Source organism: Pseudomonas sp. ZT5P21 (assembly GCF_054897785.1).
Map to the genome: position 1 here is coordinate 1,674,407 of NZ_CM142705.1, position 26,089 is coordinate 1,700,495.

Here is a 26,089-nt window from a genome sequence, read left to right on the forward strand (position 1 = left end):
GGCGCAAGCGGCCCGTTTGAGGAGATAGCATGATCGTTCGTCCCGTACGCAGCAGCGATTTACCCGCTCTGATCGAGCTGGCCCGCAGCACTGGCACCGGCCTGACCACCTTGCCGGCCAACGAAGAACGTCTGGCCCATCGGGTCGGCTGGGCCGAGAAGACCTTTCGCGGCGAAGCCGGGCGGGGCGATGCGGATTACCTGTTCGTGCTCGAAGACGACGACGGCCGTGTGGTGGGTATTTCCGCCATTGCCGGCGCCGTCGGTCTGCGTGAGCCTTGGTACAACTTCCGTGTGGGCTTGACGGTCAGTGCTTCGCAAGAGCTGAACATCTATCGCGAAATCCCGACGTTGTTCCTCGCCAACGACCTGACCGGCAACTCTGAATTGTGCTCGCTGTTCCTGCACGCCGATTTCCGCAGTGGCCTCAACGGTCGGATGCTGGCCAAGGCGCGGATGCTGTTCATCGCCGAGTTCCCGCAACTGTTCGGCAACAAGATCATTGCCGAGATGCGTGGCGTGTCCGACGAAGCCGGACGTTCGCCATTCTGGGAAAGCCTGGGTCGGCACTTCTTCAAGATGGAATTCAGCCAGGCCGATTACCTGACCGGCGTGGGCAACAAGGCGTTCATCGCCGAACTGATGCCGAAATTCCCGCTGTACACCTGCTTCCTGTCGCCGGATGCGCGCAACGTGATCGGTCAGGTTCACCCTGACACCGAACCGGCGCTGGCGATGCTCAAGAGCGAAGGTTTCAGCTATCAAGGCTACGTCGACATCTTCGACGCCGGCCCTGCGGTGGAGTGCGAAACCGCCAAGATCCGCGCGGTGCGCGACAGCCAGGCGCTCGTTCTCGCCGTGGGTACGCCGGGCGACGACGCCACGCCTTTCCTGATTCACAACCGCAAGCGCGAAGACTGCCGGATGACTGCCGCTCCTGCACGCTTCGCCGCCGGCACGCTGGTGGTTGATTCGCTGACCGCCAAACGTCTTCAACTCAACGCCGGCGATCAAGTGCGCGCCGTTCCGTTGTCCGCTGCACGGGAGTCCAAATAATGAATTCGCTATACATCGCAGGTGAATGGCTGGCTGGTCAGGGCGAAGCCTTCCAGTCGCTGAATCCGGTGACCCAGCAAGTGCTGTGGACCGGCGAGGGCGCCACTGCCGCTCAGGTTGAGTCCGCCGTGCAAGCGGCGCGTCAGGCGTTTCCGGGCTGGGCTCGCCGCACGCTGGAAGAGCGCATCACCGTGCTGGAGGCTTTTGCCGCGGCGCTGAAAAACAACGCTGACGAACTGGCGCGCTGCATTGGTGAAGAAACCGGCAAGCCGCTGTGGGAATCGGCGACTGAAGTGACCAGCATGGTCAACAAGATTGCGATCTCGGTGCAGAGTTACCGTGAACGCACCGGCGAGAAGAGCGGCCCGTTGGGCGACGCCACCGCAGTGTTGCGCCACAAACCCCACGGCGTGGTCGCGGTGTTCGGTCCTTACAACTTCCCGGGTCACTTGCCGAACGGTCACATCGTGCCAGCGCTGCTGGCCGGTAACAGCGTGCTGTTCAAACCGAGCGAACTGACGCCGAAAGTCGCTGAGCTGACGGTCAAGTGCTGGATCGAAGCCGGTTTGCCGGCAGGCGTGTTGAACCTGCTGCAAGGCGCTCGCGAAACCGGTATCGCCTTGGCGGCGAACCCGGGCATCGACGGCCTGTTCTTCACCGGTTCGAGCCGCACCGGCAATCATCTGCATCAGCAGTTTGCCGGTCGTCCGGACAAGATCCTGGCGCTGGAGATGGGCGGCAACAACCCGCTGGTGGTCGATGAGGTCGCGGACCTCGATGCGGCCGTTTACACCATCATCCAGTCGGCATTTATCTCTGCTGGTCAGCGTTGCACCTGTGCTCGCCGCTTGCTGGTGCCGCAAGGCGCCTGGGGCGATTCGCTGTTGGCGCGTCTGGTGGCGGTCAGCTCGACGATTGAGGTCGGTGCATTCGATCAGCAACCGGCGCCGTTCATGGGTTCCGTGATTTCCCTTGGCGCCGCGAAAGCGCTGATGGACGCGCAGCAACATCTGCTGGCCAACGGCGCAGTGGCGCTGCTGGAAATGACTCAGCCTCAGGCACAAGCCGCGTTACTCACGCCGGGCATTCTGGATGTCACGGCAGTGGCCGATCGTCCTGACGAAGAGCTGTTCGGCCCGCTGCTGCAAGTGATCCGCTACGCTGATTTTGAAGCGGCGATCGCTGAAGCCAACGACACCGACTATGGCCTGGCGGCCGGTCTGCTGTCCGATTCCGAAGCGCGTTATCAGCAGTTCTGGCTGGAAAGCCGTGCCGGTATCGTCAATTGGAACAAGCAGCTGACCGGTGCCGCGAGCAGCGCCCCGTTCGGTGGCGTCGGCGCCTCGGGCAACCATCGCGCCAGCGCCTACTACGCGGCAGATTACTGCGCGTACCCGGTGGCGTCGCTGGAGACCCCGAGCCTGACGTTGCCTGCGGCTTTGACGCCGGGTGTGCGGATTTCCTGAGACCGCATCGCGAGCAAGCTCGCTCCCACAAGGATTGCGCAAAACCTGTGGGAGCGGGCTTGCTCGCGAAGGCCGCGACTCGGTCGTACTGAATAGTTACTGATGCCTATAACAACAGATTCTCGTGGAGCCTCGCTGATGAAATCCTATGAAGTCAATTTTGACGGTCTAGTGGGGCCGACCCATAACTACGGCGGCCTGTCCTACGGCAACGTCGCGTCCCAGAGCAACAGCCAGCAGTCTTCGAACCCGAAGGAAGCCGCGCTGCAAGGCCTGGCGAAAATGAAAGCGCTGATGGAAATGGGCTTTCAACAAGGCGTGCTGGCGCCACAAGAGCGCCCTGACGTCGCCGCCCTGCGCCGCTTGGGCTTCAGCGGCACCGACGCGCAAGTGATCGAGCGTGCCGCCAAAGATGCGATGCCGTTGCTGGTCGCCAGTTGCTCGGCGTCGAGTATGTGGGTGGCCAACGCCGCCACGGTCAGCCCGAGTGCAGACACTGCCGACGGTCGTGTGCATTTCACCGCCGCCAACCTCAACTGCAAATACCACCGCAGCATCGAACACCCGACCACCAGCCGCGTGCTGGGCGCCATGTTCGCTGACCAGAATCACTTCGCTCACCACGCCGCGTTGCCGGCGGTGGCGCAGTTCGGCGACGAAGGCGCGGCCAACCACACCCGTTTCTGCCGTGAATACGGCGAAGCCGGCGTCGAGTTCTTTGTCTTCGGTCGCAGCGCGTTCGACACCCGCTACCCGGCACCGCAGAAATATCCTGCGCGCCAGACCCTCGAAGCCTCGCAAGCGGTTGCCCGCCTGCACGGTTTGAGCGATGACGGCGTGGTGTACGCCCAGCAGAATCCTTCGGTGATCGATCAGGGCGTGTTTCACAACGACGTGATCGCGGTGGGCAACGGCGAAGTGCTGTTCTATCACGAGGACGCGTTCCTCGACACCGAGCAGATGCTGGCCGAATTGCAAAGCAAACTCGCCAAGGTCGGTGGGAAATTTCAGTCGATCTGCGTACCGCGTTCTGCGGTCGCCGTGGAAGACGCGGTGCGTTCCTACCTGTTCAATAGCCAGTTGCTGTCGCGTCCTGACGGCTCGATGCTGTTGATCGTGCCGGAAGAATGCCGTGGCAACGAGCGCGTATGGCAATACCTGCAAAGCCTGACCAGCTCTGGCGGCCTGATTCGCGAAGTGAAAGTCTTCGATCTCAAGCAGAGCATGCAGAACGGCGGTGGCCCGGCTTGCCTGCGCTTGCGCGTGGCACTGAATGAAACCGAACTGGCGGCGGTCAATCCAGGGGTTATCATGACGGCACCGTTGTACGGCACGCTGACCGAATGGGTCGACAGGCACTACCGCGACCGCATGGCCGAAACTGATCTCGCGGACCCGCAATTGCTGCTTGAGTGCCGGACGGCACTGGATGAACTGACGCAAATCCTTAAACTGGGCGCGGTTTATCCATTCCAGATCAATTGAACGTCGAGAGCGTAAAACACATGAGCGATACCCTGCAGCTGATCCTTGAAGACACCGACGGCACGCAACTGGAAACTTCCTGCACCCGCGTCGCGGTCATTTGGCAAGGCAAAGAGCTGTGGATTCAGCACGACGGCCGTGGCCAACTGTTGATCGGCGTGGACGTCGAAGAAGGTGACGCTGAATACGCCAACCTGCTGCTGCGCCCATTGGCAACTAATCTGGTCAGTCTGCAACTGGAAATGGAACCGGCTGAAGTCGGTGACGAAGACCACGTGCACGGCCCGGATTGCGCACACGACCACTAAGGAAACCGCTCTATGCTCGCCCTCGGCAAACTGCTTGAACTGACCCTCGCCGGCCGCGAACCGGCGGAGAAGACTCAACTGACTGTCGAAGGCGTACGGATGCGCTGGTTGAGCGAAGGTGCGCTGGAAGTCCGGCCACCTGAAGCTCGCGACAACGGCCAGGACCTGCTGCTGTCGGCAGGCATCCATGGTAACGAAACAGCGCCGATCGAGTTGCTTGATCGCCTGTTGCATGACATCGCTCGCGGCGACTTGAAGCCGCGCGCACGCATTCTGTTCCTGTTCGGCAACCCGGAAGCGATTCGCAAGGGCGAGCGCTTTATCGAGCAGGACGTCAATCGGCTGTTCAACGGCCGTCACGAACAAACCAGCGGCTCCGAAGCCCTGCGCGCCTGTGAGCTGGAGCGGCTGGCGGCGAGTTTCTTCAGTCTGCCGGATCGCGGCCGTCTGCATTACGACCTGCACACCGCGATTCGTGGCTCGAAGATCGAGCAGTTTGCGTTGTATCCGTGGAAGGAAGATCGCCAGCATTCCCGTCAGGAACTGGCTCGCCTGCGCGCCGCCGGAATGGAAGCGGTGCTGCTGCAAAACAAGCCGTCCATCGTTTTCAGCGCTTACACCTACGACAAACTGGGTGCAGAGTCTTTCACCCTGGAATTGGGCAAGGCGCGGCCATTCGGGCAGAACGACGGGGTCAACGTCGAGTTGCTGGAAACCCGGCTCAAACAGATCATCGAAGGCACCGAGCCGGAGTTGACGCAAGAGGCTCTGGACGGGTTGCAACTGTTCAGCGTGTCGCGGGAAATTATCAAGCACAGCGACAGCTTCCGTCTTAACCTGCCGGCGGACGTGGAGAATTTTTCGGAACTTGAAGTGGGTTATCTGCTGGCCGAAGACATCGCCCAGACTCGCTGGATCATCGAGGAAGAGGGCGCCCGGATCATCTTCCCGAACCCCAAAGTTAAAAACGGCCTGCGCGCCGGCATCCTGATCGTGCCGACTACCGACGAAAACCTGGCCTGACCACGATCTCAAGCCCAACATTAAACCCCTGTGGGAGCGAGCTTGCTCGCGATAGCGGCTTAACATTCAGCGTTGATGTTAGCTGTCAGTCCGCCATCGCGAGCAAGCTCGCTCCCACAGGGTTTGAGTGAAGTCGAAGACCCCACCCAAACGGAAGGGTTTGTTTTTTAGACGGCTAACGCGCGCGGCTCACTACGACGCAACGCCCGCATCTTCTGCAGCGTCTCCGCACACGTCTTCGCTGCTTCCTGACCTTTATGCACGAAATGATCGAAGAAGAACTTCTGATGTTCTTCGCCGGCGTGGAAGTGATGCGGGGTCAACACCACCGAGAACACCGGTACTTCGGTTTCCAGCTGAACCTGCATCAGGCCGCTGATCACTGACTGGGCGACGAATTCGTGACGGTAGATCCCGCCATCGACCACCAGGCCAGCAGCCACGATGCCCGCGTAACGGCCGGACTTGGCCAGCAACTTGGCGTGCAGCGGAATTTCAAAAGCGCCGCCGACCTCGAAGAAATCGATCTCCGATTCCTGATAACCCTGGGCAATCATTTCGGCGACGAAGCCCTTACGGCTCTGATCGACGATTTCCTTGTGCCAGCAGGCCTGGATGAACGCAACGCGCTCGCCCTGATGGTTTTTGCTTTTGCTGTCGATTGCGGTGGGTTGCATGTTCTGACTCCTGTTTATGTATAAAACAGGGCATATGAATCGAATGGGATTTAAGGGGGCGCGCGCTGGCACGAATGCCCGCGGACGGCCCTTTGGCGCCAATCCCGTTCTCTCTTCATCCGGACTATGACCGTCGGCCCCGGGATCACACCGGGTCTGCTGACCTTGTCGCCAGTCACCGCCGAAGCCGTGCTGTCGCCAAGCGCTCGCGGGCTATGCGCGTTGCGCGCAATTACCGCCGGTGGGGAGTTGCACCCCGCCCTGAGAACGTTTTGCCGTCAGATTGTCTGGCGGCGCAGCGTTTTTAACACATATTTTCTGCCTGTGCATGGCCAAAGTCGACGCGGAACCCCTGTGGGAGCGGGCTTGCTCGCGAAAGCTGACTGACCGTCAACACATGCGTTGAATGTTAAATCGCCTTCGCGAGCAAGCCCGCTCCCACAGGGATTGCGTTTTTCCAGGTACTAATCGTCTTTTCCTCGTTCCGGGGTTGATTATTCATCGTCATGACCGCAGTAATTCCATTCTGAAAGGGATTTTCCCCTGCTTACCGAGGCCAGATTCATGCGCGTTATCGATCTTCGCAGCGACACCGTTACCCAACCCACTGCAGGGATGCTCTACGCAATGACCAATGCGGCCACCGGTGACGACGTCTACGGCGAAGATCCCACAGTCAATCGACTGGAAGCCGAGCTTGCCAATCGGTTGGGTTTTGCCGCGGCGCTGTTCGTGCCGACGGGCACCATGAGCAATTTGCTGGGCTTGATGGCGCACTGTGAGCGTGGGGACGAATACATCGTCGGCCAACAGGCCCACACCTATAAGTACGAAGGTGGCGGCGCGGCAGTGCTCGGTTCGATCCAGCCTCAGCCGCTTGAAGTGCAGGCCGACGGTTCGCTGGATCTGACCCAGGTGGCGGCGGCAATCAAACCGGACGATTTCCATTTTGCCCGTACTCGTTTGCTGGCACTGGAAAACACCATGCAGGGCAAGGTGTTGCCTCTGGAGTATTTAGCACGGGCGCGCGGCTTTACTCGTGAAAAGGGTCTGGCGTTGCACCTTGATGGCGCTCGGCTGTACAACGCGGCGGTCAAGCTCGGTGTCGACGCCCGGGAAATCACTCAGCACTTCGATTCCGTGTCGGTCTGCCTGTCCAAAGGCCTGGGCGCGCCAATCGGTTCGGTGCTGTGTGGCTCGGACGAGCTGATCAGCAAGGCGCGTCGACTGCGCAAAATGGTCGGTGGCGGCATGCGTCAGGCCGGAATACTCGCCGCCGCGGGCCTGTACGCGCTGGATAACAACGTCCAGCGCTTGGCCGACGATCATGCCAACGCGCAGTTCCTGGCGGAGGGACTCCGTAATGCCGGCTACGATGTCGAACCCGTACAGACCAACATGGTTTACGTGCAAATGGGCGACAAGGCCGAAGCGATTAAGGCCTTTGCCGCTGAGCGCGGTATCAAGCTCAGCGCCGCCGGCCGCCTTAGAATGGTCACGCACATGGACGTCAGCCGCGCGCAGATCGAGCCAGTCATCGCGACATTCGTCGAGTTTTCGCGCAACTGACCCCGTTAGCCGTCCAATTGACCGTTTCTATCGTATAAACACGCTGTACCCCGCGCGCTGGGCCGATATAATGCGGCCCTTTGCCGTCGCTTCGTCTGTTGACGTTTCGCACAGGCCTTTGGCCGCAGCCTCCGTGGAAGAACCTAATGAAAAGCGCAGAAATCCGTGAAGCCTTCCTTCGCTTCTTCGAAGAGCAAGGACACACTCGTGTAGCCTCCAGCTCTTTGATTCCGGGCAACGACCCAACCCTGCTGTTCACCAACGCGGGGATGAACCAGTTCAAGGACTGCTTCCTGGGCCAGGAAAAGCGCGCGTACACCCGTGCTGTCAGCAGCCAGAAATGCGTGCGCGCCGGCGGCAAGCACAACGACCTGGAAAACGTCGGTTATACCGCCCGTCACCACACCTTTTTCGAAATGCTGGGTAACTTCAGCTTCGGGGATTACTTCAAGCGCGACGCGATCACCTACGCCTGGAACTTCCTCACCTCCGACAAGTGGCTGAACCTGCCGAAGGAAAAGCTTTGGGTCACCGTCTACGCCAGCGATGACGAGGCGTACGACATCTGGACCAAGGAAATCGGGGTTCCGGCCGAGCGCATGGTTCGCATCGGCGACAACAAAGGCGCGCCGTACGCGTCCGACAACTTCTGGACCATGGGCGATACCGGCCCGTGCGGCCCGTGCACCGAGATCTTCTACGATCACGGCGCCGACATCTGGGGCGGCCCACCAGGCTCGCCGGAAGAAGACGGCGACCGATATATCGAAATCTGGAACAACGTGTTCATGCAGTTCAACCGCACCGCCGATGGCGTGTTGCACCCGCTGCCAGCGCCGTCGGTCGACACCGGCATGGGCCTGGAGCGGATCAGTGCCGTGCTGCAGCACGTTCACTCGAACTATGAAATCGACCTGTTCCAGAGCCTGTTGATCGCATCGGCCAAAGCGATCGGCTGCACCAAGGACGCTCAGGCTTCCCTGAAAGTGGTGGCTGACCACATTCGTTCCTGCGGTTTCCTGGTTGCCGACGGCGTGCTGCCGTCCAACGAAGGCCGCGGCTACGTACTGCGCCGGATCATCCGTCGCGCCTGCCGTCACGGCAATAAACTGGGCGCGAAGGGCAGTTTCTTCTACCAGATCGTTGCAGCCCTGGTTGCCGAAATGGGCGAAGCGTTCCCTGAGCTGAAATCCCAGCAGGCGCACATCGAGCGCGTGCTGAAGGCCGAAGAAGAGCAATTCGCCAAGACCCTGGAGCAGGGCCTGAAAATCCTCGAGCAGGATCTGGCCGAGCTCAAGGGCGACGTAGTACCGGGCGACGTGGTGTTCAAACTCTACGACACCTACGGTTTTCCGATGGACCTGACCGGCGACATCGCTCGCGAGCGTAGCCTGACCATCGACGAAGAAGGCTTCGAGCGCGAAATGGAAGCCCAGCGCGTCCGTGCCCGTTCCGCCAGTTCCTTCGGTATGGACTACAACAGCCTGGTCAAGGTTGATGTGGCCACCGAGTTCACAGGTTACAAAGCCACCAGCGGTTCGGCAAAAGTCGTTGGCCTCTATAAAGAAGGCCAGGCGGTTGACGTGTTGAGCGAAGGCGAAGAGGGCGTGGTCGTTCTCGATCAGACGCCTTTCTATGCTGAATCCGGCGGTCAGATTGGTGATTGCGGCTATCTGCAGGGCAGCAACGGTCGTTTCGACGTGCGCGACACCACCAAGACTGGCGGCGCTTTCTTGCACCACGGTGTATTGGCGTCGGGCAGCCTGACCATTGGTTCGCCGGTTGAAACCCACGTTGAAGCTGATGTGCGTCACGCCACTGCGTTGAATCACTCGGCCACTCACTTGCTGCACGCCGCATTGCGCAAAGTGCTGGGCGATCATGTTCAGCAGAAAGGCTCGTTGGTCGACAGTCAGCGCCTGCGCTTTGACTTCAGCCACTTCGAAGCCATCAAGCCGGAGCAGTTGAAAGCGCTGGAAGACATCGTCAACGCCGAGATTCGCAAGAACTCAGCCGTTGAAACCGAAGAAACCGACATCGACACCGCTAAACAGAAAGGCGCCATGGCGCTGTTCGGCGAGAAGTACGGCGACAGCGTCCGCGTCTTGAGCATGGGCGGTGATTTCTCCGTCGAGCTGTGTGGCGGTATCCACGCCAACCGTACCGGCGACATTGGCCTGCTGAAAATCATCAGCGAAGGCGGTGTCGCCTCTGGTGTGCGTCGTATCGAAGCAGTCACCGGTGCTGCGGCACTGGCCTACTTGAACGCTGCCGAAGAACAACTCAAGGAAGCGGCCAACCTGGTCAAGGGCAGCCGCGACAACCTGATCGACAAACTGTCGGCTGTGCTGGAGCGCAACCGTCTGCTGGAGAAACAACTCGAGCAGTTGCAGGCCAAGGCTGCCAGCGCGGCGGGCGACGATCTGTCGGCTTCCGCTCTGGACGTCAAAGGCGTGAAGGTACTGGCCGTGCGTCTGGACGGCCAGGACGGCAAGGCGCTGCTGGCGCTGGTCGATCAACTGAAAAACAAACTCGGCCGCGCAGTGATCCTGCTCGGCAGTGTCCATGAGGAAAAGGTCGTTCTGGTAGCAGGCGTGACCAAAGACCTGACTGGCCAACTCAAAGCCGGTGATTTGATGAAGCAAGCCGCTGCGGCAGTGGGCGGGAAGGGCGGTGGTCGTCCGGACATGGCGCAAGGCGGTGGTACTGACGCTGGCGCACTGGATGCGGCATTGGCCTTGACCGTTCCGTTTGTAGAGCAGGGTTTATAAGGCAGTGTGTCGGGCCCGCCGTCTAGTGGCGGGCCCGAATGCTGTTTGAGTGATTATCTGGGCGCCCTTCATGGGCAGAGGCGGCTTTGAAATGGCTTTGATCGTACAGAAATTTGGAGGCACCTCGGTCGGCACTGTCGAGAGAATCGAGCAGGTCGCCGACAAGGTTAAGAAATTCCGCGATGCCGGCGATGACCTGGTCGTTGTGCTGTCTGCAATGAGCGGCGAAACCAACCGTCTGATCGATCTGGCCAAGCAAATCAGTGGCGACGGCCAACCGGTTCCGCGTGAGCTGGATGTGATCGTCTCCACCGGGGAGCAGGTGACGATTGCCCTGTTGGCCATGGCGCTGATCAAGCGCGGTGTGCCAGCGGTGTCCTACACCGGCAACCAGGTGCGGATTCTGACGGACAGCGCGCACAATAAAGCGCGTATCTTGCAGATTGATGACCAGAAGATTCGCGGTGATTTGAAAGCAGGTCGCGTGGTGGTTGTCGCCGGTTTCCAGGGCGTCGACGAGCACGGCAACATCACCACCCTCGGGCGTGGCGGTTCCGACACTACCGGCGTGGCGCTGGCGGCAGCCTTGAAGGCTGACGAATGCCAGATCTACACCGATGTCGACGGCGTCTACACCACTGACCCGCGTGTGGTGTCCGTGGCTCAGCGCCTGGACAAGATCACCTTCGAAGAGATGCTGGAAATGGCCAGCCTCGGTTCCAAGGTGTTGCAGATCCGTGCGGTCGAGTTCGCCGGCAAGTACAACGTTCCGCTGCGCGTACTGCACAGCTTCAAGGAGGGTCCGGGCACCCTCATTACTATTGATGAAGAGGAAACCATGGAACAGCCGATCATTTCCGGCATCGCTTTCAATCGCGATGAAGCCAAGCTGACCATCCGTGGCGTGCCAGACACCCCGGGCGTTGCATTCAAGATTCTCGGCCCGATCAGCGCCGCGAACATTGAAGTCGACATGATCGTGCAGAACGTTGCGCACGATAACACCACCGACTTCACCTTCACCGTGCACCGCAACGACTTCCAGGCCGCACAAACCGTGCTGGAAAACACTGCTCGCGAGATCGGTGCCCGTGAAGTCGTTGGCGACATCAAGATCGCCAAGGTCTCGATTGTGGGTGTCGGCATGCGCTCCCACGCAGGCGTGGCCAGCCGCATGTTCGAATCCCTGGCGAAAGAAAGCATCAACATCCAGATGATCTCGACCTCGGAAATCAAGGTTTCCGTAGTGATCGAAGAGAAGTACCTGGAGCTGGCCGTGCGCGCTCTGCACACGGCTTTCGAACTGGACGCACCGGCCCGACAGGGCGAGTGATGCGTTTGCCGAAGGGCGCGGTCTGGCCGCGCCCTTCGTTTTTTGAATGGTGCGGCCCGAAGCTGTTCTTTTGTCCGCGCTAGTCAATACTCAGGCATAGGGCTGCGATCGTTCAGGTCGTAGACCGATTGCCTTTTTTTTTGCAGACTGTTGTCCCTGAAATGAAATGCGTGAGGAGAAAGGTATGCTGATTCTGACTCGTCGGTGCGCAGAAAGCCTGATTATTGGTGATGGCGAGATCACCGTGACCGTGCTCGGCGTTAAAGGAAATCAAGTGCGCATCGGTGTCAACGCCCCGAAAGAGGTTGCGGTCCACCGTGAAGAAATTTACCTGCGTATAAAGAAAGAGAAGGACGAAGAACCAAGCCATTAATTTTTATCGTTTTTTATGTTTGCAAACGGGGAAGAAGCTGGTTAATATACGCCCCGTGTTGCGGAGAGCTGGCCGAGTGGCCGAAGGCGCTCCCCTGCTAAGGGAGTACACCTCAAAAGGGTGTCGGGGGTTCGAATCCCCCGTTCTCCGCCATTATTTGCGTAGTACGTTGTAATCTGGCTTCTTCGGTAAGTTGTTGAAATTACTAGAAAAAAGCGCTTTACAAAAAGATTCGACGGCCTATAATGCGCGGCAACAAATGCACTCGTAGCTCAGCTGGATAGAGTACTCGGCTACGAACCGAGCGGTCACAGGTTCGAATCCTGTCGAGTGCACCATTTAAGAGTTGTTTGCAGTAATGTGAGCTACTCTGTTTCAGCCAGTTGTGATCTGGTCTAAAAACACAAATTGCACTCGTAGCTCAGCTGGATAGAGTACTCGGCTACGAACCGAGCGGTCACAGGTTCGAATCCTGTCGAGTGCACCAAATACCAAAAAGCCCGCGTTTAACGCGGGCTTTTTGCCGTCTGGGTTTTGGCTTTTCCCTTGGTACATCCTTTCTCATCGAACTCGACGTGAGCACTGCGACCTCGTTTCAAGTCGTAACGATAGCTCGTGGCCGAATTCCGAATGCTGATTTTGTCTGGCTTGCCGAGCGCGCTTTCGACGTCTTGCTGGCTCATGCCTGCAACAATCCGCTGATTGATGATCGCTTCCCGGCGTTCCCGGGCATTGGTAAGGTTCCCACATTTGTCCTCGGACTGGCCGACGATCGTTGGCGCCCTCCTTTTGATATTCATACGTGATGTTTCGCGAAGCTCCACTTCCGGCATGAGCGTCACCACGCTGCCGGGGGTGTACGTGCGCACCTCCTGGAGCGAAAGGTCCTCTCCCGTCGCACAGCTCAACGTGGTGAAGGTAATGCGGCCGTTGGCTGCCTCGCATCGGTGAACGGTTGCAGCAGACGCCCCGAGCGGCAGGCAGAGCAGGGCGATCAGCGAAAAATATTGTGCATTCAATAGCATCAAACGTCCTCCATGACGGTCTGACTCAAGGGTAGCCGTTACATTTTTCAGTGCTGGTGTGTTTTCTTTTCAGAATGAGTCGTCGCATTTTCATGGATCAGGATGGCGCTCAGGTTTGGCTCGCAAGCGCTTGTTTCAGCCGAGATTTTTTAACGTTTAAAACCGTTGGGCGGTGTATCATTGCGCCCGTCAGCCCCGCCGGGGCTTGTGGAATACCTCCATGGACTTACCCAGTAGTAACTCAGTAAACCGTTTTTCCAATCATGAATTGACTGATTGATCCTTCCGGCGTGCCCCGCTGCTGGGAGTGGAGTTCGCCTATGTCCGAAGTTGAAGTAAAGAAAACGCAAGAAAGCCTGCAGGACCGCCTCGCTCAAGTGGTTGAGCTGTTGCAGCGTCAGCGGGTGGTCGAAGACCTGACTCACCGCCAGGAAGGTCCGCATCATGACCGGGTCGAGAACCTGGTTCACCGGCAAAACCTCGTCGAGTTGCAACGCAAGCTCGATGACCTGCACTCCGCCGACGTCGCCTACATCCTTGAAGCCTTGCCGCTGGACGATCGTCTGACGCTCTGGCAATTGGTCAAGGCTGATCGCGACGGCGACATCCTGCTCGAAGTCTCCGACTCGGTTCGTGAAACCCTGATCGCCGACATGGACGACCACGAGCTCCTGGCGGCGGCCAAGGACATGGATGCCGACGAACTGGCTGACCTGGCTTCCGAGCTGCCGCGCGATGTCGTCCATGAGCTGATGGAAACCCTTGATGGTCAGCAGCGTGAGCGCGTTCGCTCCGCGTTGTCCTATGACGAGGAGCAGGTCGGTGCGCTGATGGACTTCGAGATGGTGACGATCCGTGAGGACGTCAGTCTCGAGGTGGTCTTGCGCTACCTGCGTCGGCTCAAGGAGTTGCCAGGCCACACAGACAAACTGTTTGTGGTCGACTACGACGGCGTGCTCAAGGGCGTTTTACCGATCAAGCGTCTGTTGGTCAACGACCCGGAAAAGCAGGTTTCGGAAGTCATGGCCAGCGATCCGGTGAGTTTCCACCCGGACGAAGATGCCTACGATGCCGCACAAGCATTCGAACGTTACGACTTGATCTCGGCGCCGGTGGTCGACAAGAACGGCAAGCTGATCGGCCGTCTGACCATCGATGAAATGGTCGACCTGATTCGTGAAGAGAGCGAGAACGAAGTTCTCAACATGGCGGGTCTGCGGGAAGAGGAAGATATTTTCGCGTCAGTCTGGAAATCCCTGCGTAACCGTTGGGCCTGGCTGGCGGTGAACCTCATCACCGCGTTCATTGCCTCCCGCGTGATCGGTTTGTTCGAAGGCTCGATCGAGAAACTGGTGGCGCTGGCAGCATTGATGCCGATCGTGGCGGGTATTGGCGGCAACTCGGGTAACCAGACCATCACCATGATCGTTCGCGCCATGGCGCTGGACCAGGTGAGCACCGGCAACACATCACGCCTGATGCGCAAGGAACTGGCCGTAGGCTTGATCAACGGCCTCGTATGGGGCGGCGTGATCGGAGTTGTCGCTTACTTGCTGTACGGCAGCTGGTCGCTTGGCGTGGTGATGACCGCCGCCATGACGCTTAACCTGTTGCTCGCGGCGTTGATGGGAGTGTTGATTCCAATGACTCTGGTGAAGTTGGGGCGCGACCCGGCGATGGGTGCCAGTGTGATGATCACGGCCATGACCGACAGCGGCGGTTTCTTCATCTTCCTGGGGCTGGCGACCATCTTCCTGCTCTGATTTGCAGGCATAAAAAACCGCCACGGGCGGTTTTTTTATGCCCGGATTTCAAGCAAAAAAAAGCCAGCGATTATGCTGGCTTGAGCTTTCGGATGAATCAGGAGGCGTCTGCGGCCATTTCGGCGTCATGTGCAATCAGTGAAACAAGTGCGTTTTGCTGGCGATGGGAAAGTTGGCGGAAGCGTTGCAGCAGTTCGCGTTCGTGCAGTGACAGCTCCGGGCTGTCCAGGCGCATGCTCAATTCTTCGCCCAGTGCACCTTCCTGAATAAGGCTCTGCTCAAGGCGCGCAATGATTTCGGAGTTCATGCTGCGATGATGATTGCGAGCCACCTCGGCAATGCGTTCACGCATTCCGTCTGGCAGACGTACGACGAACTTGTCAGCCGTACGGCTGGAATAAATTGCCTGTTTCAATGGGCGCATATATTTAACCGGTTAGTTCAGGGGAGCGGTTCTCGGGATTGGCCGCACGATGTCTGTTAGGACAAGGACTCTGGCCAAATGTTCAACCTGAATTGATAGAGGCTCGCATCATGCCTCAATGTAGCCAGTTCATTGGCGTCAATTCTGTGACAAATATTGAACTGGATACCGGCGTTATGCCAGCACCAATTATCAGAAATGCGGACTGGTTTGAAAAGTCTGTCCTGCCCGTATCGCTGGCCGCGTCCTGTTATCCGGCATGTAATGTCCGAAGACGCCTGAGGAGCAGGGTTTGCGGGGTCGATCACGATTCCTTGCTTTATACAGGATAGTGGCAAATGGCCGATTTACTAGTGGCAACCACATCATGAAGGGCTATTCAGGATGGATGGCAGGCTGAACTCGCCAGGGCAGCGATTTATCACACAGTTGGCAGAAGCGAGGGCGACCTGTTCTGCTGCGGATTAACGCAAGATCGGGTCAAACTTGATCTTGCGCCCAGCCACCAGCGCCAGCACGAACAGCGCGCTGAAAACGCCGCAGCCAATTAGGGCCAGGGTGACAAACGAGTCCTGAACCAATGACAAGTGAAGAATGCCGCTCAGTAAGGCAAGGATGAAAAATCCTGCGGCTGATTTGGACATGCAGTGCTCCTGATGGGGATTATTCAAAATACCAGGCGTTCTGAAGACTGCGCCGGCAGCAGGATATTTTCCTGGCTCACCTCTTGACCGACGAAGCCGTGCTGATCGCTCAGTACCGCCAGTTGCGGCGCTTTTTGTACCTGAAGGTAATGGGGCATGCGTTGTGCGACCGGCTCCGCGCCACTCTCGGGGTAAAAATGAAAAACCAGCAGCACCGCCAAAGCGATTGCGTTCGAGAGTAAAAGGGCGCTGTTCATGAGGCTGGCCTCCGATGTTCTGTGGAGACAGCAGAAGCAGTCGACGTGCCAAGAGTCTATCGACTATTAAATCCTTTAAAAACAATAATTTAGGATGGTCATTAGCGGAGCCTCCATTGCAATTTGCAATGATGGCATTTTGCGGTGCCGCAATTTGCACGGTAAACAAATCTCTCGCCGTTGATGTGCGCCTGCCTACACTTAAAAAGCACTAAGGACGACATGACAAAAGCAGACCCGCCCGTTAACATGCACGCCGTCCATCGCACCGCGTATTCTCGCGGGCAACTCGTGTCTCAGTAGCTCAATTGGATAGAGCATCCCCCTCCTAAGGGGAAGGTTGGCAGTTCGAACCTGCCCTGGGACACCATCTAATTCAAGGCCTCCAGCTGTTTACGGTGATCCTCCATAAATGCCGTGACAGCAGGGTGGCAGCAACAGTCCAAAAATAAGCTCTGCAACTCAGTGCAGTGCGCTAATCGAAGGCGCCGGTCAAAGCTTGCCGGCTGCGTCTTGAATTTTCTGCCCGGTATCCTTGGCCGCTCGGCTTTTTGAGGCAATGGTGCGCAGACTCGCGGAACTGGTATTGATATCGCCGTCATACTTCTGCAGGGTGATTTCTATCTTCTTTCCCTGCCATTGCAGGTACTCGTTTGTGAATTCGCCACCTCCTTTCGTTTTCACCACCTCCGTTGTGCGCTTCATAGGTTGCCCGTAGTTGGTGGTGAAGATCTGCACCAGTCAAGGGAAGTCTTCAGGTGTCGTGGTTAGATAAAAGGAGTCAACCGGGCCGGTCTTCGCCATTGCCGAAAGGCCAAAGCCCCCGAACAGGCCAATAGAGGACATGCCGTCAATTCTATAGAGCCCCTGCTAGGGCGCATCGCGGCACATTTCCTTGGGTGGCTCATATCCCGCGGGGCATTGCGCAAGAGAGTATTCAAGCTTGCCTGGTTCGTCGGTGGAGTTTAAATAACGGTCCAAAAACTGGACTATAACCGGCCATTTCAGATGCTTTGTTAGTCCATGATGTTAATGAAGTCCGGATTGACGTAAGTGATGGCACCCTTGGGGTTGGTTTTGAAAGAATGGTTGCATTGGCGCTGAACTCGACTGCACAACCACTGACCGCAAGATTGACTTTCATTTGGGTGCCTACCGTGCTTGCAGCAATGGGCACCAATGCCCCTCGAAACAGTCTTCTCCGCTGAACAACCCTTGCATCTGCGCGGCAGGTCGTGGCTGGCTAAACCAGTAGCCTTGGGCGTAGTGGCAGCCTTCACTAACCACAAAGTCGAGTTGTGCTGAGCTCTCGATGCCTTCGGCCACTACTTCCAGGCCAAGGCTACGGCCGAGGCCGATGATCGCCTGGCTGATCGCGCTCTGTTTTTTGTCGTACGGGATGCCGCCGATGAAACTTTTATCCAGCTTGAGGATGTGCAGCGGAAAGCTTGTGAGATAACCAAACGAGGAGTAACCGGTGCCAAAATCGTCTAGCGCCAACAACACACCAAGGCTGGCCAATTCGTTCAGACAGGCCAATGTGTCCAGGTCGTCATGCATCAGTTGGCTTTCAGTAATCTCCAGGATCAGGCTGGCGGGTGGCAGGCCGCTTTCTTGCAGGATGTCGATTAAACGGGGGATGAAGTCAACTTGTTGAAATTGGATGCTGGAGATGTTCACCGAACAGCGCAGACTGTCATTTCCGGCCAGTTGCCAGAAGCGGGTCTGCTGGCAGGCTTGGCGCAATACCCATTCGCCGACGCGGATGATTTCCCCCGACTCCTCCAGCGCGGGGATGAACTCCAGTGGTGAGATCAAGCGTTCGCCATGGCGCCACCGTAACAGCGCTTCGACCCCAGACATGTGGGGTGCCCCCTGGTCAAGACGATAGATCGGTTGGTAATGCAGTTCGAATTCATTGTGTTGTAGCGCCTGGCCCAGAGCGGACTCCAGTTCCAGATGGTGCTGTGCGGTGTCTTGCAGCGCTTCGCTGTAGTGTGCGAACCGTGCCTTGCCGGCAGACTTGGCTCTGTAGAGGGCAAGGTCGGCGGCCTGCAAGACATCCAGCGCTTTGCCGTTATCGTGTAATGGTGCGATACCGATGCTGGCACTGATTACCAGCGTACGACCGTCCATGTGCAGCGGTTGATGCAGATTGTCGAGTATTCGTTGGGATATTTGCTCGGCGTCGCGGTCGCAGGTGAGCGCATTAAGCAACACGATGAATTCGTCTCCGCCGAAGCGGAATAACTGATCACTTGGCCGCAGAGAGTCTTTCAAACGCCGTGCCACTTCCACCAGCACGCGATCACCGACGTTGTGACCGAGGCTATCGTTGATCAACTTGAATCGGTCGAGGTCGATAAATAGCAGCGCCTCGTGGACACCTCCCTTGCGCTGTTTCATGAGAGTTTTTTGCATTTGCTCATCAAGGCGCATACGGTTGGCCAGGCCGGTCAGCGGGTCATGGTGGGCAGCATGTCTGAGGCGCTGCTCGGCGTCCTTGCGTGCACTGATATCGGACTGTGAGCCGGCCATGCGTAGCTGGCCCGGCGTCGTCACTTCGGCGACCCCTCGCACCAGGACCCAAGTATAGCCACCGTTGTTTTGGCGGATGCGGTACTCATGGTGGACAGACGATGTCTGCCCTTGCAGGTGGGCATCGATGGCTTGGCGAAAATCCGGCAGATCGTCCGGATGCACACGGCCGAACCAACTGGCACTGCTCTCACCGATGCTGTCGCGGCTGAGGCCGAGCATGCTGGCCCAGCGTTCGGAAACATACAGTCGATCCTGATCGACATGCCAGTCCCAGATCCCGTCGTTGGCGCCGCGTAGCGCTCGGGCGAAGCGGGCCTCACTGTCCTCCAGAGCCTTGTGCTGGGCTGCACTGTAGGTGTCGATGGCCAAGGTCATGTCGAAGAACACCGCTTTCAACAGACTTGAGTAGAGAGCGGCGTTGGGGCTGTCACCGCACACCCTTGCAAGCATGTCGTCGAGGTACAGACGATAGGCGCCCAGATACCACTTCAACTCCAGGCCGACCTGTTGGTGGATCAGACCGATGCGCAGACGGCCGTTGACGTAGTCGTCATCGTAGGGGCCGCCCCACAAACACTGGTAATACTCGGTCTGGCTGCGCTTCAATTGGGCGGTGATTTCCGGTGCGCGAAGCAGCGCAGACGGCGTGGCGAATTTCGCCAGGTGACAGTACAAATGATCGACGAAAGACTGGTGAGCGGGAGCTATTTGCTGAGCTGCTGCGCCAAGTCGCTCGGCATCTTCGGCACTCCAATCGAGAAAGCGGAAACGTTCGACGATCTCGTTGTGATCGATACGGATACGTATGAGCAACTCCGCCAGATCTTTTGACCCCTTCATTTGTATGTCCCTGTGCTTGTACACACCTTTTTGCTGACAAAAAGAAAGCCGTGACAACGAGTCATGGTGAAGTACTGGTTGTGACGGCGCTTCGTCTTTCAGGCCATTATCCAATGCGGCAAAGCCGGCTCCCGCATTCAGCGGAACCTAGTGATGGCATACTTGCATCATCTTGTTTGTCCGCCCATTTACCCCCAACGGCGAGCGGCTTTTATTGATGTCGGTCAAACACCCGGTTTTGCCCGATGCCAAGGTGGCGTTTTAACGGCGTAGGCGGCCTGGCGGGGCGAAGTCATAGAGGAGCAGTTAATGTATTCAAGTATTTTTTTCGCATGGGGACTGGCGGCCATTACCGTGGGCTTGCACGCAGTCGGTCTGGCCCTGATGCTCAGGTTTCTGGACCGAAGGGGCAATATTCTTATGACGCAACTAGGGGCCATTAGCGCGCGGTTGGTGTGGGTCGCCTGCTATATGGTTCTGCTGCATTTGATGGCGATCTCGATCTGGGGGGCATTTTATGTGTGGCAGGGGTGTCTGCCCGATCTCGAAACGGCGTTTTACTTCTCTGGAGTGACCTATGCGACGATTGGTTACGGTGACGTGGTGCTGGGGAAACCCTGGCGTCTGCTCGGGTTGATGGAGGGCTTGACCGGCATCCTCATGTGCGGTTTATCCACGGGGGTCTTCTTCGCTGTGGTCAATCATATTTATCAGTTTTTCCTCACGAACATCGACGACAACCACAAGTCCTCGTGACGGTTGAACTGCACGTCCAATGCGTGTGCTACTGCGTGTCGTCCAGCAGAGTAGATTGCGTTGCTTGATAGCGCTCGATCGCTGCATGGGCGTTGAACAACATGCGCTCGCCCCCTAGTCGCTTGTCGAACCCGGCACGTCGCACCATCTCGAGTACGCCGGGATTCAAGCCCGCCAGCCAGAGACTGGTGCCCAGCTCGGCCAAGCTTTTCTCGCCCTCTATCAGCGCCTGCAGTGCCGAGTATTCGATGTCGGGCACTGCACTCATGTCCCAGACAACCACCCGCGGCTGATACTGTCTCTCCAGCGCGATAATCTGTTCCTTCACATAGTCAGCGTTGAGAAAAAACAGGCGTCCCTCCGGTCGCACGATCAGCAGTCCCTCAAAAGTTTCGTCATCGGGGTGGTCTTCTGACAAGGGGCGTAGGACGTCGGTGCCACACTTGCGACCAAGGACATACACGTGCGGACGGGCAGTCTGGTAGGCCAAACTGACCAACGATACGATGACTGCCACAGTGATCCCCTGAAGCGTGCCAAATAAAAGTACACCCACCATGGCTACTAGCGCCCAGTGGAACTCCATTGGGCGCACTTTGCGAATAGCCAGGAATTCTCGAGGCTGAATCAGCCCGACCGAGTAGTAGATGACGATAGCGGCCAGTGTGGCGTGAGGTAGAAATCCCAGTAGCCCGGAGAGCAGCAGCATCGTGGCAAAAGCCGCGCCGGCAGTGACAATCGAGACCACCTGAGACTGCCCTCCGGTGGCACGTACAACAGCCGTCTGTGAGGTGCCGCCACCGGCAGGCATCGCGCCGAGAAAAGCACCACCAAGGTTACCGAGACCGGTGGCAATCAACTCGCGGTTCGCATCGATGGGGGGATCGCCTGGCCGGACAAAAGCGCGCCCCGCCGCAATCGTTTCGGTAAAACTCATCAGCGCGATCCCGAGCGCACCCGGTACCATCTGCTTGATCAGCGCGAGATCGGGTAACGTAAAGGATGGTAACCCTTGTGGAATCACGCCGACCGTCGAAGCTCCCAGAGCCTGCAGGCCGAAGTACCATGAGGCGGCGATGCTGACACCGACCACAATCAATGGCGCAGGCGAATGTGACCAAAGGCGTTCCATCGCAATGAGCATCAGGAACGTCACGGCAGCTACCGCGAGCGTGATCAGAGAACTTTCCGGCACGTGATGCACTATGTTGAGGGCGTCTACAAAAAAACTCTGTTTGGTCATGTGGATGCCGAGGAGTTTTGGCACCTGATCCAGCACGATGACAAACCCCACCCCCGCTTTGAAGCCGCTCAACACCGGGGAGGAAATGAAGTTCGCGAGAAATCCCAGGCGTATTATTCGCGCCAGGAGCAGCATCGCGCCAACCAGCACGGTTAGCGTGGCACTTGCCGTGATCAGCTTCCCTGGGTCGCCGTCCGGTACGGCCAGGCCGATCTGCGCACCGGCCAGGATCGCCAGCGTAGCAGTGGAGCTGACACTGAGTACTCGCGACGTTCCCAGTATTGCGTAGATCAACATCGGGACGAAGGCCGTGTACAGACCGACGGCAACAGGCAGGCCCGCGACCGTCGCGTAGGCCATTGCTTTGGGCAGTACGACGGCGGCAGCCGTGAGCCCCGATACTACGTCGAGGCGAAGGGGAACGGTGTCGGAGTGAGCTGCTTTCGAAGTCTTCAGATGCGGTTCCACACTGCCTCTCTCGGCGATTCATCTACTGGAAAGACCGTATGATTTCCTGCCTTTTTTCCCGTTTTTCATAGCCAACCAGATGAACGAGGCCGTCGTTATGATCTGCATCAATAGTTGCCGGGACCGTGCCGCCGGCGATGTCGGAACACTGTTCCGCGGGGTTTTTCATGCCTAATATAGCTTGCACTTAAGGGGCCTGATCTCTCAAGGGAATGCACCTGCTGGCCGATAACCCGGACAGTTATAATCTTCTACTTAAAACTGCCTGGAAATCTTCGATGCTGTCGTATCACCAAAAGCGTTTTCTGATCGTCGATGATTTCTCCGATTTCCGCAGCTCGGTCCGCTCAATGCTCCGCGAGCTGGGCGTCAAGGACGTGGACACCGCCGACACCGGCGAGCAGGCGCTGCGCATGTGTTCGCAGAAGTCCTACGATTTCATCCTGCAGGATTTCCACCTGGGCGACGGCAAGAAAAATGGTCAGCAGGTGCTTGAAGACCTGATGGTCGAGAAACTGATCAGCCATGAAGCCGTGTTTGTCATGGTCACTGCCGAGACGAGCCAGGCGATGGTGCTCAGCGCCCTGGAACACGAGCCCGATGCGTACCTGACCAAACCATTCAACCGTTCGGGCCTGGCCCAGCGCCTGGAGCGTCTGGAGCAGCGCAAGACCTTGCTCAAGCCGATCCTGCAGGCACTCGATCGCGGCAAACCGGTCGAAGTGCTCAATGCCTGCATCGCACTGTGCAAACAGGACATCCGCTATTCGCCGCTGTGCCTGCGCTACCGCGCCGATGCCCTGCGTGACTTGAATCAGAACGAGGCGCTTGAGCGTCTCTACGACAGCATCATTGCCGATCGGCCTTTGCCGTGGGCGTTTGCCGGGTTGGGCCAGTTGCTGTTCAAACGCGGGCAGATCAGTCAGGCCAAAGGCGTTTACGAAAAAGCCCTAAAGGTGTTCCCGATGATGCCGGCGCTGTATGACGGCATGGCGGATGTGCTGGTCGCCGAAGGCGACACCAAGGCCGCGCAGCAGGTGTTGGAAGAGGCGATTCGCCTGTCGCCGCTGGCCGTGCGTCGGCAAGCGCTGCTAGGCAAACTGGCGATGGCCAACGAAGATTTCGACACGGCGTCCAAGGCTTATCGACAGGCGGTCAGTCAAGGTGCCCAGTCACGCTTCAAGGATGCGGAAAGCAACCTCGGTCTGGCCCATGCCTTGATCAGCAAGGGCAGCGAAAAAGGCCTGGATACCCGCACGCGGCTGGAGATCAATACCACGCTGAGTGCCGTGGCCAAGGAAAACCCTTCTGACCCCGGCCTGCAGATTCGTGCGCGGCTGATGAAGGCCACCAGTCTGTTGCTCAACGATGCCGAAACGGCGGAAAAGCTCACCGAACAAGCCATGTTGCGCCTGGATGGTATGGAACAATTCATGAGTGCCGAAGCAGCGCTGTTGGTGGCCAAGCAGTTGCAAATGCTCGGGCAGGCCGACGCCGGTGCTTCGATGCTGAAAAACTGCGCAGAAATCTACGGCGACGATCCGACGGTGATGAAGGGCATCGCCAAGCTGACCGACGACCCGGCCATCCTCAACTCCGGCAATGATGCAGCGGAGCTCAACCGTCAAGGCGTGCGAGTTTATAAGACGGGCAACCTGGTGGAGGCGCGGGCGGTGTTCCGCAAAGCCTTGGGGCTGCAGCCGAAAAACATTAGTATCGCGCTGAACATGGCGCAGTCGCTGCTGCACGGAACCGACACCAGCGTGCCGTCGGCGGAGCTTGAAGAATGTCGGGCCTGCCTGAAAACGGTCGGCCTGATGCCCGACACCGACGCGCGGTATGCGCGATATCAGAAACTGAAAATCAAGGCGTTCGGCGCATGACCCAAGACGATCCGGCACTGGATTTCTCCACGGTGATTGCCTCCACCGTGCACGACATGAAGAACTCTCTGGCGATGTTGATGCAGGCCCACAGCCAATGGCTGGCGCGCTTGCCCGATCCGGCGCGACACACCCCGGAGCAAGGCGTGATCGAATTCGAGTTCGCCCACCTTAACGGCATGCTCGTGCAGTTGTTGGGGCTGTACAAACTCGGCGTCAATCAGATGCCGTTGCAACCGGCCTATCACGAGCTGGATGACTTCATCGAAGCGCAGCTGGCCTGTCATCAGGACGTATTCGCCAGTCGCGGCCTCATGGCGACGTATGAAGTGGACCCATTGAGCCCGCTGGGTTTCTTCGATCGGGAGTTGATTGCGTCGGTGCTGGGCAATTGCATCAACAACGCCATCCGTTACGCTCGCCATGCGGTGTTGATCAGCGTCAGCGATGAGGCCGGGCAACTGGTGCTGACGATCAATGATGATGGTGAAGGCTACCCGAGGGAGATGATCGAGCGTCAGGCCGATTACGTACAGGGCATCAACCACAGCAGCGGTAGCACCGGCCTGGGTCTGTACTTCGCCGGGCGGATTGCCGCGTTGCATCAGCGCAACGGCATCGGTGGACGCACCGAAATCAGCAATGGCGGCCCGTTGGGCGGCGGTGTGTTCAGCCTTTATCTGCCGTAACGTTCTTTTTGTTTGCGGTGCTTGATATTCCGAACAGGCGGAGCCTATTTTGTTCGGTCGCCGTTCGCGGCTTGCACAACAACAAAGGATTGCGTCATGACAACCGATGGCCAGCGTTCACTCGCGCAGCGACTGACGGGCATTGATGAGATTGAATGTGTTACGCCGGACCTGAACGGCGTGCCCCGTGGCAAGGTCATGACGGCCGAGGGGTTTCTCGAAGGACGGCGTTTGCAGATGGCGCGGGGAGTGCTGCTGCAATGCATCATGGGCGGATATCCGCCAGCGCGTTTTTATGGCAGCGATGACGGCGACCTGGCACTGGTGCCCGATCCTGCGCAGATTCACCGCCTGCCCTGGAGCCAGCAACCACGAGCCTTCGCCATCTGTGATGCGGACGAACTGACGGGCGAAAGCTCGAGCCTGTCGACCCGCGGCCAACTCAAGGCGGTGATCGCGCGTTACGCGGCGCTCGGCCTGGCGCCAGTGGTGGCGACCGAGCTGGAATTCTTTGTCTTCGCACCCAATACTGACCCGACGCAACCCTTCCAGCCGCCGCTGGGCCTGGACGGTCGGCGCGAGGATGGCCATTCGGCGTTCAGCGTCAGCTCCAACAACGGCCTGCGTCCGTTCTTCAGCGAAGTCTACGAATGCATGGCGGCGCTGGGCTTGCCCCGCGACACGTTCATGCACGAGATGGGCGTCAGCCAATTCGAAATAAATCTGCTGCACGGTGATCCACTGCTGCTGGCCGACCAGACGTTCCTGTTCAAGCATTTGCTCAAGGAAGTCGCGCTCAAGCACGGCCTGACGGTGGTCTGCATGGCCAAGCCGCTGGCGCACACGCCGGGCAGTTCGATGCACATTCACCAAAGCATCGTCGAGATCGGCAGCGGGCGTAACGTGTTCAGCGACGCGGCCGGTGAACCGACCGCGACCTTCCATCACTTTATTGGTGGCCAGCAGGCCGGGATGGCGGATTTCACCGCGTTGTTTGCGCCGAACGTGAACTCCTATCAGCGGTTGTGCCATCCGTTCGCGTCACCGAATAATGCCTGTTGGTCCCACGACAATCGTGCGGCCGGTTTGCGTATTCCGGCCAGTTCGCCAGTGGCGCGGCGGGTCGAGAATCGCTTGCCGGGGGCGGATGCCAACCCGTATCTGGCGATTGCCGCGAGCCTGGCGGCGGGGCTGTACGGTATCGAGAACGAGTTGGTGCCGAGCGCAGCGATTCAGGGGGAATTCGAGGTGCCGGATAATCTTTCGTTGCCGTGTACCTTGCATGCCGCTCTCGAACGTCTGAAACGTAGTCAATTGGCGAAGGAACTGTTTGGCAAGGAGTTCATCGAAGGCTACGTCGCTTCGAAGACCATGGAGTTGACCAGCTTCTTTGATGAAATTACCCCCTGGGAGCGCCGTGTCCTGGCCGCCCAGGCCTGACGAACCTTCGTCTTCGGGCTATCGTTTCGGATAGTCCGTTTCTCACCGCAAGGAGC

At 58.3% G+C, this 26,089-nt stretch carries 22 protein-coding genes, 4 tRNA genes and 1 riboswitch; of the genes, 18 read left to right on the top strand and 8 right to left on the bottom strand.

The features are described from left to right. Nucleotides 1-29 precede the first annotated feature (29 nt). The 5 genes from astA (at nucleotide 30) to astE (ending at nucleotide 5,337) form a co-directional block, all read left to right on the top strand. Nucleotides 30-1,055, top strand: a complete 1,026-nt coding sequence (gene astA / locus ACYZT9_RS07710; RefSeq protein WP_462009260.1) for an arginine N-succinyltransferase — start codon at nucleotides 30-32, stop codon at nucleotides 1,053-1,055. Further along, entirely contained in the window at nucleotides 1,052-2,521 is a 1,470-nt protein-coding gene (gene astD, locus ACYZT9_RS07715; protein WP_462010172.1) for a succinylglutamate-semialdehyde dehydrogenase, read from the top strand. Before astA ends, astD begins: the two co-directional genes overlap by 4 nt. A 138-nt stretch (nucleotides 2,522-2,659) precedes the next feature. Next, nucleotides 2,660-4,006, top strand: coding sequence for an N-succinylarginine dihydrolase (gene astB / locus ACYZT9_RS07720; protein WP_462009261.1), 1,347 nt, complete (start codon nucleotides 2,660-2,662; stop codon nucleotides 4,004-4,006). Between the two features lie 20 nt (nucleotides 4,007-4,026). Continuing rightward, nucleotides 4,027-4,314: a hypothetical protein gene (locus ACYZT9_RS07725; RefSeq protein WP_008033108.1), complete on the top strand. Its 288-nt coding sequence runs from the start codon at nucleotides 4,027-4,029 to the stop codon at nucleotides 4,312-4,314. Nucleotides 4,315-4,326: 12 nt separating this feature from the next. After that, nucleotides 4,327-5,337 carry a succinylglutamate desuccinylase gene (astE, locus tag ACYZT9_RS07730; RefSeq protein ID WP_462009262.1) on the top strand — a complete coding sequence of 337 codons (1,011 nt, stop codon included), beginning with the start codon at nucleotides 4,327-4,329 and terminating at the stop codon, nucleotides 5,335-5,337. 167 nt (nucleotides 5,338-5,504) lie between these two features. Here the strand turns inward: astE and ACYZT9_RS07735 are convergent, their stop codons facing one another. Then, a complete protein-coding gene (locus ACYZT9_RS07735; RefSeq protein ID WP_462009263.1) occupies nucleotides 5,505-6,014 on the bottom strand; it encodes a 6,7-dimethyl-8-ribityllumazine synthase in 510 nt (169 codons plus the stop codon). A 102-nt stretch (nucleotides 6,015-6,116) separates the two neighbouring features. Beyond that, nucleotides 6,117-6,287, bottom strand: a riboswitch (FMN riboswitch). Nucleotides 6,288-6,578: 291 nt separating this feature from the next. Between ACYZT9_RS07735 and ltaE the strand changes: the two genes are divergently transcribed. The 7 genes from ltaE to ACYZT9_RS07770 all read left to right on the top strand — a co-directional run bounded on the left by ltaE (nucleotide 6,579) and on the right by ACYZT9_RS07770 (nucleotide 12,547). Further along, entirely contained in the window at nucleotides 6,579-7,583 is a 1,005-nt protein-coding gene (gene ltaE / locus ACYZT9_RS07740; protein WP_462009264.1) for a low-specificity L-threonine aldolase, read from the top strand. 146 nt (nucleotides 7,584-7,729) lie between these two features. Further along, nucleotides 7,730-10,354, top strand: coding sequence for an alanine--tRNA ligase (gene alaS / locus ACYZT9_RS07745; protein WP_462009265.1), 2,625 nt, complete (start codon nucleotides 7,730-7,732; stop codon nucleotides 10,352-10,354). 91 nt (nucleotides 10,355-10,445) lie between these two features. Continuing rightward, complete coding sequence (locus ACYZT9_RS07750; RefSeq protein WP_031319071.1) at nucleotides 10,446-11,687, top strand: aspartate kinase; 1,242 nt, start codon at nucleotides 10,446-10,448, stop codon at nucleotides 11,685-11,687. Nucleotides 11,688-11,871: 184 nt separating this feature from the next. After that, nucleotides 11,872-12,060: a carbon storage regulator CsrA gene (csrA, locus tag ACYZT9_RS07755; RefSeq protein ID WP_002554426.1), complete on the top strand. Its 189-nt coding sequence runs from the start codon at nucleotides 11,872-11,874 to the stop codon at nucleotides 12,058-12,060. Nucleotides 12,061-12,122: 62 nt separating this feature from the next. After that, nucleotides 12,123-12,213, top strand: a tRNA-Ser gene (locus ACYZT9_RS07760). Between the two features lie 108 nt (nucleotides 12,214-12,321). Continuing rightward, nucleotides 12,322-12,398: transfer RNA gene (locus ACYZT9_RS07765), tRNA-Arg, on the top strand. A 72-nt stretch (nucleotides 12,399-12,470) separates the two neighbouring features. Continuing rightward, nucleotides 12,471-12,547, top strand: a tRNA-Arg gene (locus tag ACYZT9_RS07770). A gap of 19 nt (nucleotides 12,548-12,566) precedes the next feature. On the opposite strand, the gene ACYZT9_RS07775 is transcribed toward ACYZT9_RS07770, so the two are convergent. Then, nucleotides 12,567-13,085 carry a cell envelope protein SmpA gene (locus ACYZT9_RS07775; protein ID WP_462009266.1) on the bottom strand — a complete coding sequence of 173 codons (519 nt, stop codon included), beginning with the start codon at nucleotides 13,083-13,085 and terminating at the stop codon, nucleotides 12,567-12,569. A gap of 320 nt (nucleotides 13,086-13,405) precedes the next feature. On the opposite strand from ACYZT9_RS07775, the gene mgtE reads away from it, so the two are divergent. After that, on the top strand, nucleotides 13,406-14,848 hold the full coding sequence (gene mgtE, locus ACYZT9_RS07780; protein ID WP_462009267.1) for a magnesium transporter: 1,443 nt from the start codon (nucleotides 13,406-13,408) through the stop codon (nucleotides 14,846-14,848). A 97-nt stretch (nucleotides 14,849-14,945) separates the two neighbouring features. On the opposite strand, the gene ACYZT9_RS07785 is transcribed toward mgtE, so the two are convergent. The 3 genes from ACYZT9_RS07785 to ACYZT9_RS07795 form a co-directional block, all read right to left on the bottom strand. Continuing rightward, nucleotides 14,946-15,272: an Arc family DNA-binding protein gene (locus tag ACYZT9_RS07785; RefSeq protein ID WP_003178899.1), complete on the bottom strand. Its 327-nt coding sequence runs from the start codon at nucleotides 15,270-15,272 to the stop codon at nucleotides 14,946-14,948. A 464-nt stretch (nucleotides 15,273-15,736) separates the two neighbouring features. Next, the gene (locus ACYZT9_RS07790) at nucleotides 15,737-15,916 is read right to left on the bottom strand and encodes a PA3371 family protein (protein WP_462009268.1); all 180 of its coding nucleotides are present in this window, start codon (nucleotides 15,914-15,916) and stop codon (nucleotides 15,737-15,739) included. Between the two features lie 23 nt (nucleotides 15,917-15,939). After that, nucleotides 15,940-16,173, bottom strand: a complete 234-nt coding sequence (locus ACYZT9_RS07795; RefSeq protein WP_462009269.1) for a hypothetical protein — start codon at nucleotides 16,171-16,173, stop codon at nucleotides 15,940-15,942. 293 nt (nucleotides 16,174-16,466) lie between these two features. On the opposite strand from ACYZT9_RS07795, the gene ACYZT9_RS07800 reads away from it, so the two are divergent. Further along, nucleotides 16,467-16,543, top strand: a tRNA-Arg gene (locus ACYZT9_RS07800). Between the two features lie 122 nt (nucleotides 16,544-16,665). On the opposite strand, the gene ACYZT9_RS07805 is transcribed toward ACYZT9_RS07800, so the two are convergent. Together ACYZT9_RS07805 and ACYZT9_RS07810 are read right to left on the bottom strand one after the other, a co-directional pair. Beyond that, complete coding sequence (locus tag ACYZT9_RS07805) at nucleotides 16,666-16,911, bottom strand: hypothetical protein (protein ID WP_462009270.1); 246 nt, start codon at nucleotides 16,909-16,911, stop codon at nucleotides 16,666-16,668. A gap of 414 nt (nucleotides 16,912-17,325) precedes the next feature. Beyond that, entirely contained in the window at nucleotides 17,326-19,554 is a 2,229-nt protein-coding gene (locus tag ACYZT9_RS07810) for a putative bifunctional diguanylate cyclase/phosphodiesterase (protein WP_462009271.1), read from the bottom strand. Nucleotides 19,555-19,863: 309 nt separating this feature from the next. On the opposite strand from ACYZT9_RS07810, the gene ACYZT9_RS07815 reads away from it, so the two are divergent. Beyond that, complete coding sequence (locus ACYZT9_RS07815; protein WP_462009272.1) at nucleotides 19,864-20,310, top strand: potassium channel family protein; 447 nt, start codon at nucleotides 19,864-19,866, stop codon at nucleotides 20,308-20,310. Nucleotides 20,311-20,338: 28 nt separating this feature from the next. Here ACYZT9_RS07815 and ACYZT9_RS07820 read toward each other — a convergent pair whose 3' ends face one another. Next, nucleotides 20,339-22,021, bottom strand: a complete 1,683-nt coding sequence (locus tag ACYZT9_RS07820; RefSeq protein WP_462009273.1) for a SulP family inorganic anion transporter — start codon at nucleotides 22,019-22,021, stop codon at nucleotides 20,339-20,341. Nucleotides 22,022-22,299: 278 nt separating this feature from the next. On the opposite strand from ACYZT9_RS07820, the gene ACYZT9_RS07825 reads away from it, so the two are divergent. From ACYZT9_RS07825 to ACYZT9_RS07835, 3 genes are all read left to right on the top strand, one after another. Further along, nucleotides 22,300-23,904, top strand: coding sequence for a response regulator (locus ACYZT9_RS07825; protein ID WP_462009274.1), 1,605 nt, complete (start codon nucleotides 22,300-22,302; stop codon nucleotides 23,902-23,904). Continuing rightward, on the top strand, nucleotides 23,901-24,593 hold the full coding sequence (locus tag ACYZT9_RS07830; RefSeq protein WP_462009275.1) for a sensor histidine kinase: 693 nt from the start codon (nucleotides 23,901-23,903) through the stop codon (nucleotides 24,591-24,593). Before ACYZT9_RS07825 ends, ACYZT9_RS07830 begins: the two co-directional genes overlap by 4 nt. A gap of 198 nt (nucleotides 24,594-24,791) precedes the next feature. Then, nucleotides 24,792-26,033 carry a glutamine synthetase family protein gene (locus tag ACYZT9_RS07835; RefSeq protein WP_462010173.1) on the top strand — a complete coding sequence of 414 codons (1,242 nt, stop codon included), beginning with the start codon at nucleotides 24,792-24,794 and terminating at the stop codon, nucleotides 26,031-26,033. Nucleotides 26,034-26,089 lie beyond the last annotated feature (56 nt).

What these genes read in the sequence shown, in the direction of transcription:
- astA (WP_462009260.1), top strand. Translation starts at nt 30, where the DNA reads ATGATCGTTCGTCCCGTACGCAGCAGCGATTTACCCGCTCTGATCGAG.
- astB (WP_462009261.1), top strand. Translation starts at nt 2,660, where the DNA reads ATGAAATCCTATGAAGTCAATTTTGACGGTCTAGTGGGGCCGACCCAT.
- ACYZT9_RS07725 (WP_008033108.1), top strand. Translation starts at nt 4,027, where the DNA reads ATGAGCGATACCCTGCAGCTGATCCTTGAAGACACCGACGGCACGCAA.
- astE (WP_462009262.1), top strand. Translation starts at nt 4,327, where the DNA reads ATGCTCGCCCTCGGCAAACTGCTTGAACTGACCCTCGCCGGCCGCGAA.
- ACYZT9_RS07735 (WP_462009263.1), bottom strand. Translation starts at nt 6,014, where the DNA reads ATGCAACCCACCGCAATCGACAGCAAAAGCAAAAACCATCAGGGCGAG.
- ltaE (WP_462009264.1), top strand. Translation starts at nt 6,579, where the DNA reads ATGCGCGTTATCGATCTTCGCAGCGACACCGTTACCCAACCCACTGCA.
- alaS (WP_462009265.1), top strand. Translation starts at nt 7,730, where the DNA reads ATGAAAAGCGCAGAAATCCGTGAAGCCTTCCTTCGCTTCTTCGAAGAG.
- ACYZT9_RS07750 (WP_031319071.1), top strand. Translation starts at nt 10,446, where the DNA reads ATGGCTTTGATCGTACAGAAATTTGGAGGCACCTCGGTCGGCACTGTC.
- csrA (WP_002554426.1), top strand. Translation starts at nt 11,872, where the DNA reads ATGCTGATTCTGACTCGTCGGTGCGCAGAAAGCCTGATTATTGGTGAT.
- ACYZT9_RS07775 (WP_462009266.1), bottom strand. Translation starts at nt 13,085, where the DNA reads ATGCTATTGAATGCACAATATTTTTCGCTGATCGCCCTGCTCTGCCTG.
- mgtE (WP_462009267.1), top strand. Translation starts at nt 13,406, where the DNA reads ATGTCCGAAGTTGAAGTAAAGAAAACGCAAGAAAGCCTGCAGGACCGC.
- ACYZT9_RS07785 (WP_003178899.1), bottom strand. Translation starts at nt 15,272, where the DNA reads ATGCGCCCATTGAAACAGGCAATTTATTCCAGCCGTACGGCTGACAAG.
- ACYZT9_RS07790 (WP_462009268.1), bottom strand. Translation starts at nt 15,916, where the DNA reads ATGTCCAAATCAGCCGCAGGATTTTTCATCCTTGCCTTACTGAGCGGC.
- ACYZT9_RS07795 (WP_462009269.1), bottom strand. Translation starts at nt 16,173, where the DNA reads ATGAACAGCGCCCTTTTACTCTCGAACGCAATCGCTTTGGCGGTGCTG.
- ACYZT9_RS07810 (WP_462009271.1), bottom strand. Translation starts at nt 19,554, where the DNA reads ATGAAGGGGTCAAAAGATCTGGCGGAGTTGCTCATACGTATCCGTATC.
- ACYZT9_RS07815 (WP_462009272.1), top strand. Translation starts at nt 19,864, where the DNA reads ATGTATTCAAGTATTTTTTTCGCATGGGGACTGGCGGCCATTACCGTG.
- ACYZT9_RS07825 (WP_462009274.1), top strand. Translation starts at nt 22,300, where the DNA reads ATGCTGTCGTATCACCAAAAGCGTTTTCTGATCGTCGATGATTTCTCC.
- ACYZT9_RS07830 (WP_462009275.1), top strand. Translation starts at nt 23,901, where the DNA reads ATGACCCAAGACGATCCGGCACTGGATTTCTCCACGGTGATTGCCTCC.
- ACYZT9_RS07835 (WP_462010173.1), top strand. Translation starts at nt 24,792, where the DNA reads ATGACGGCCGAGGGGTTTCTCGAAGGACGGCGTTTGCAGATGGCGCGG.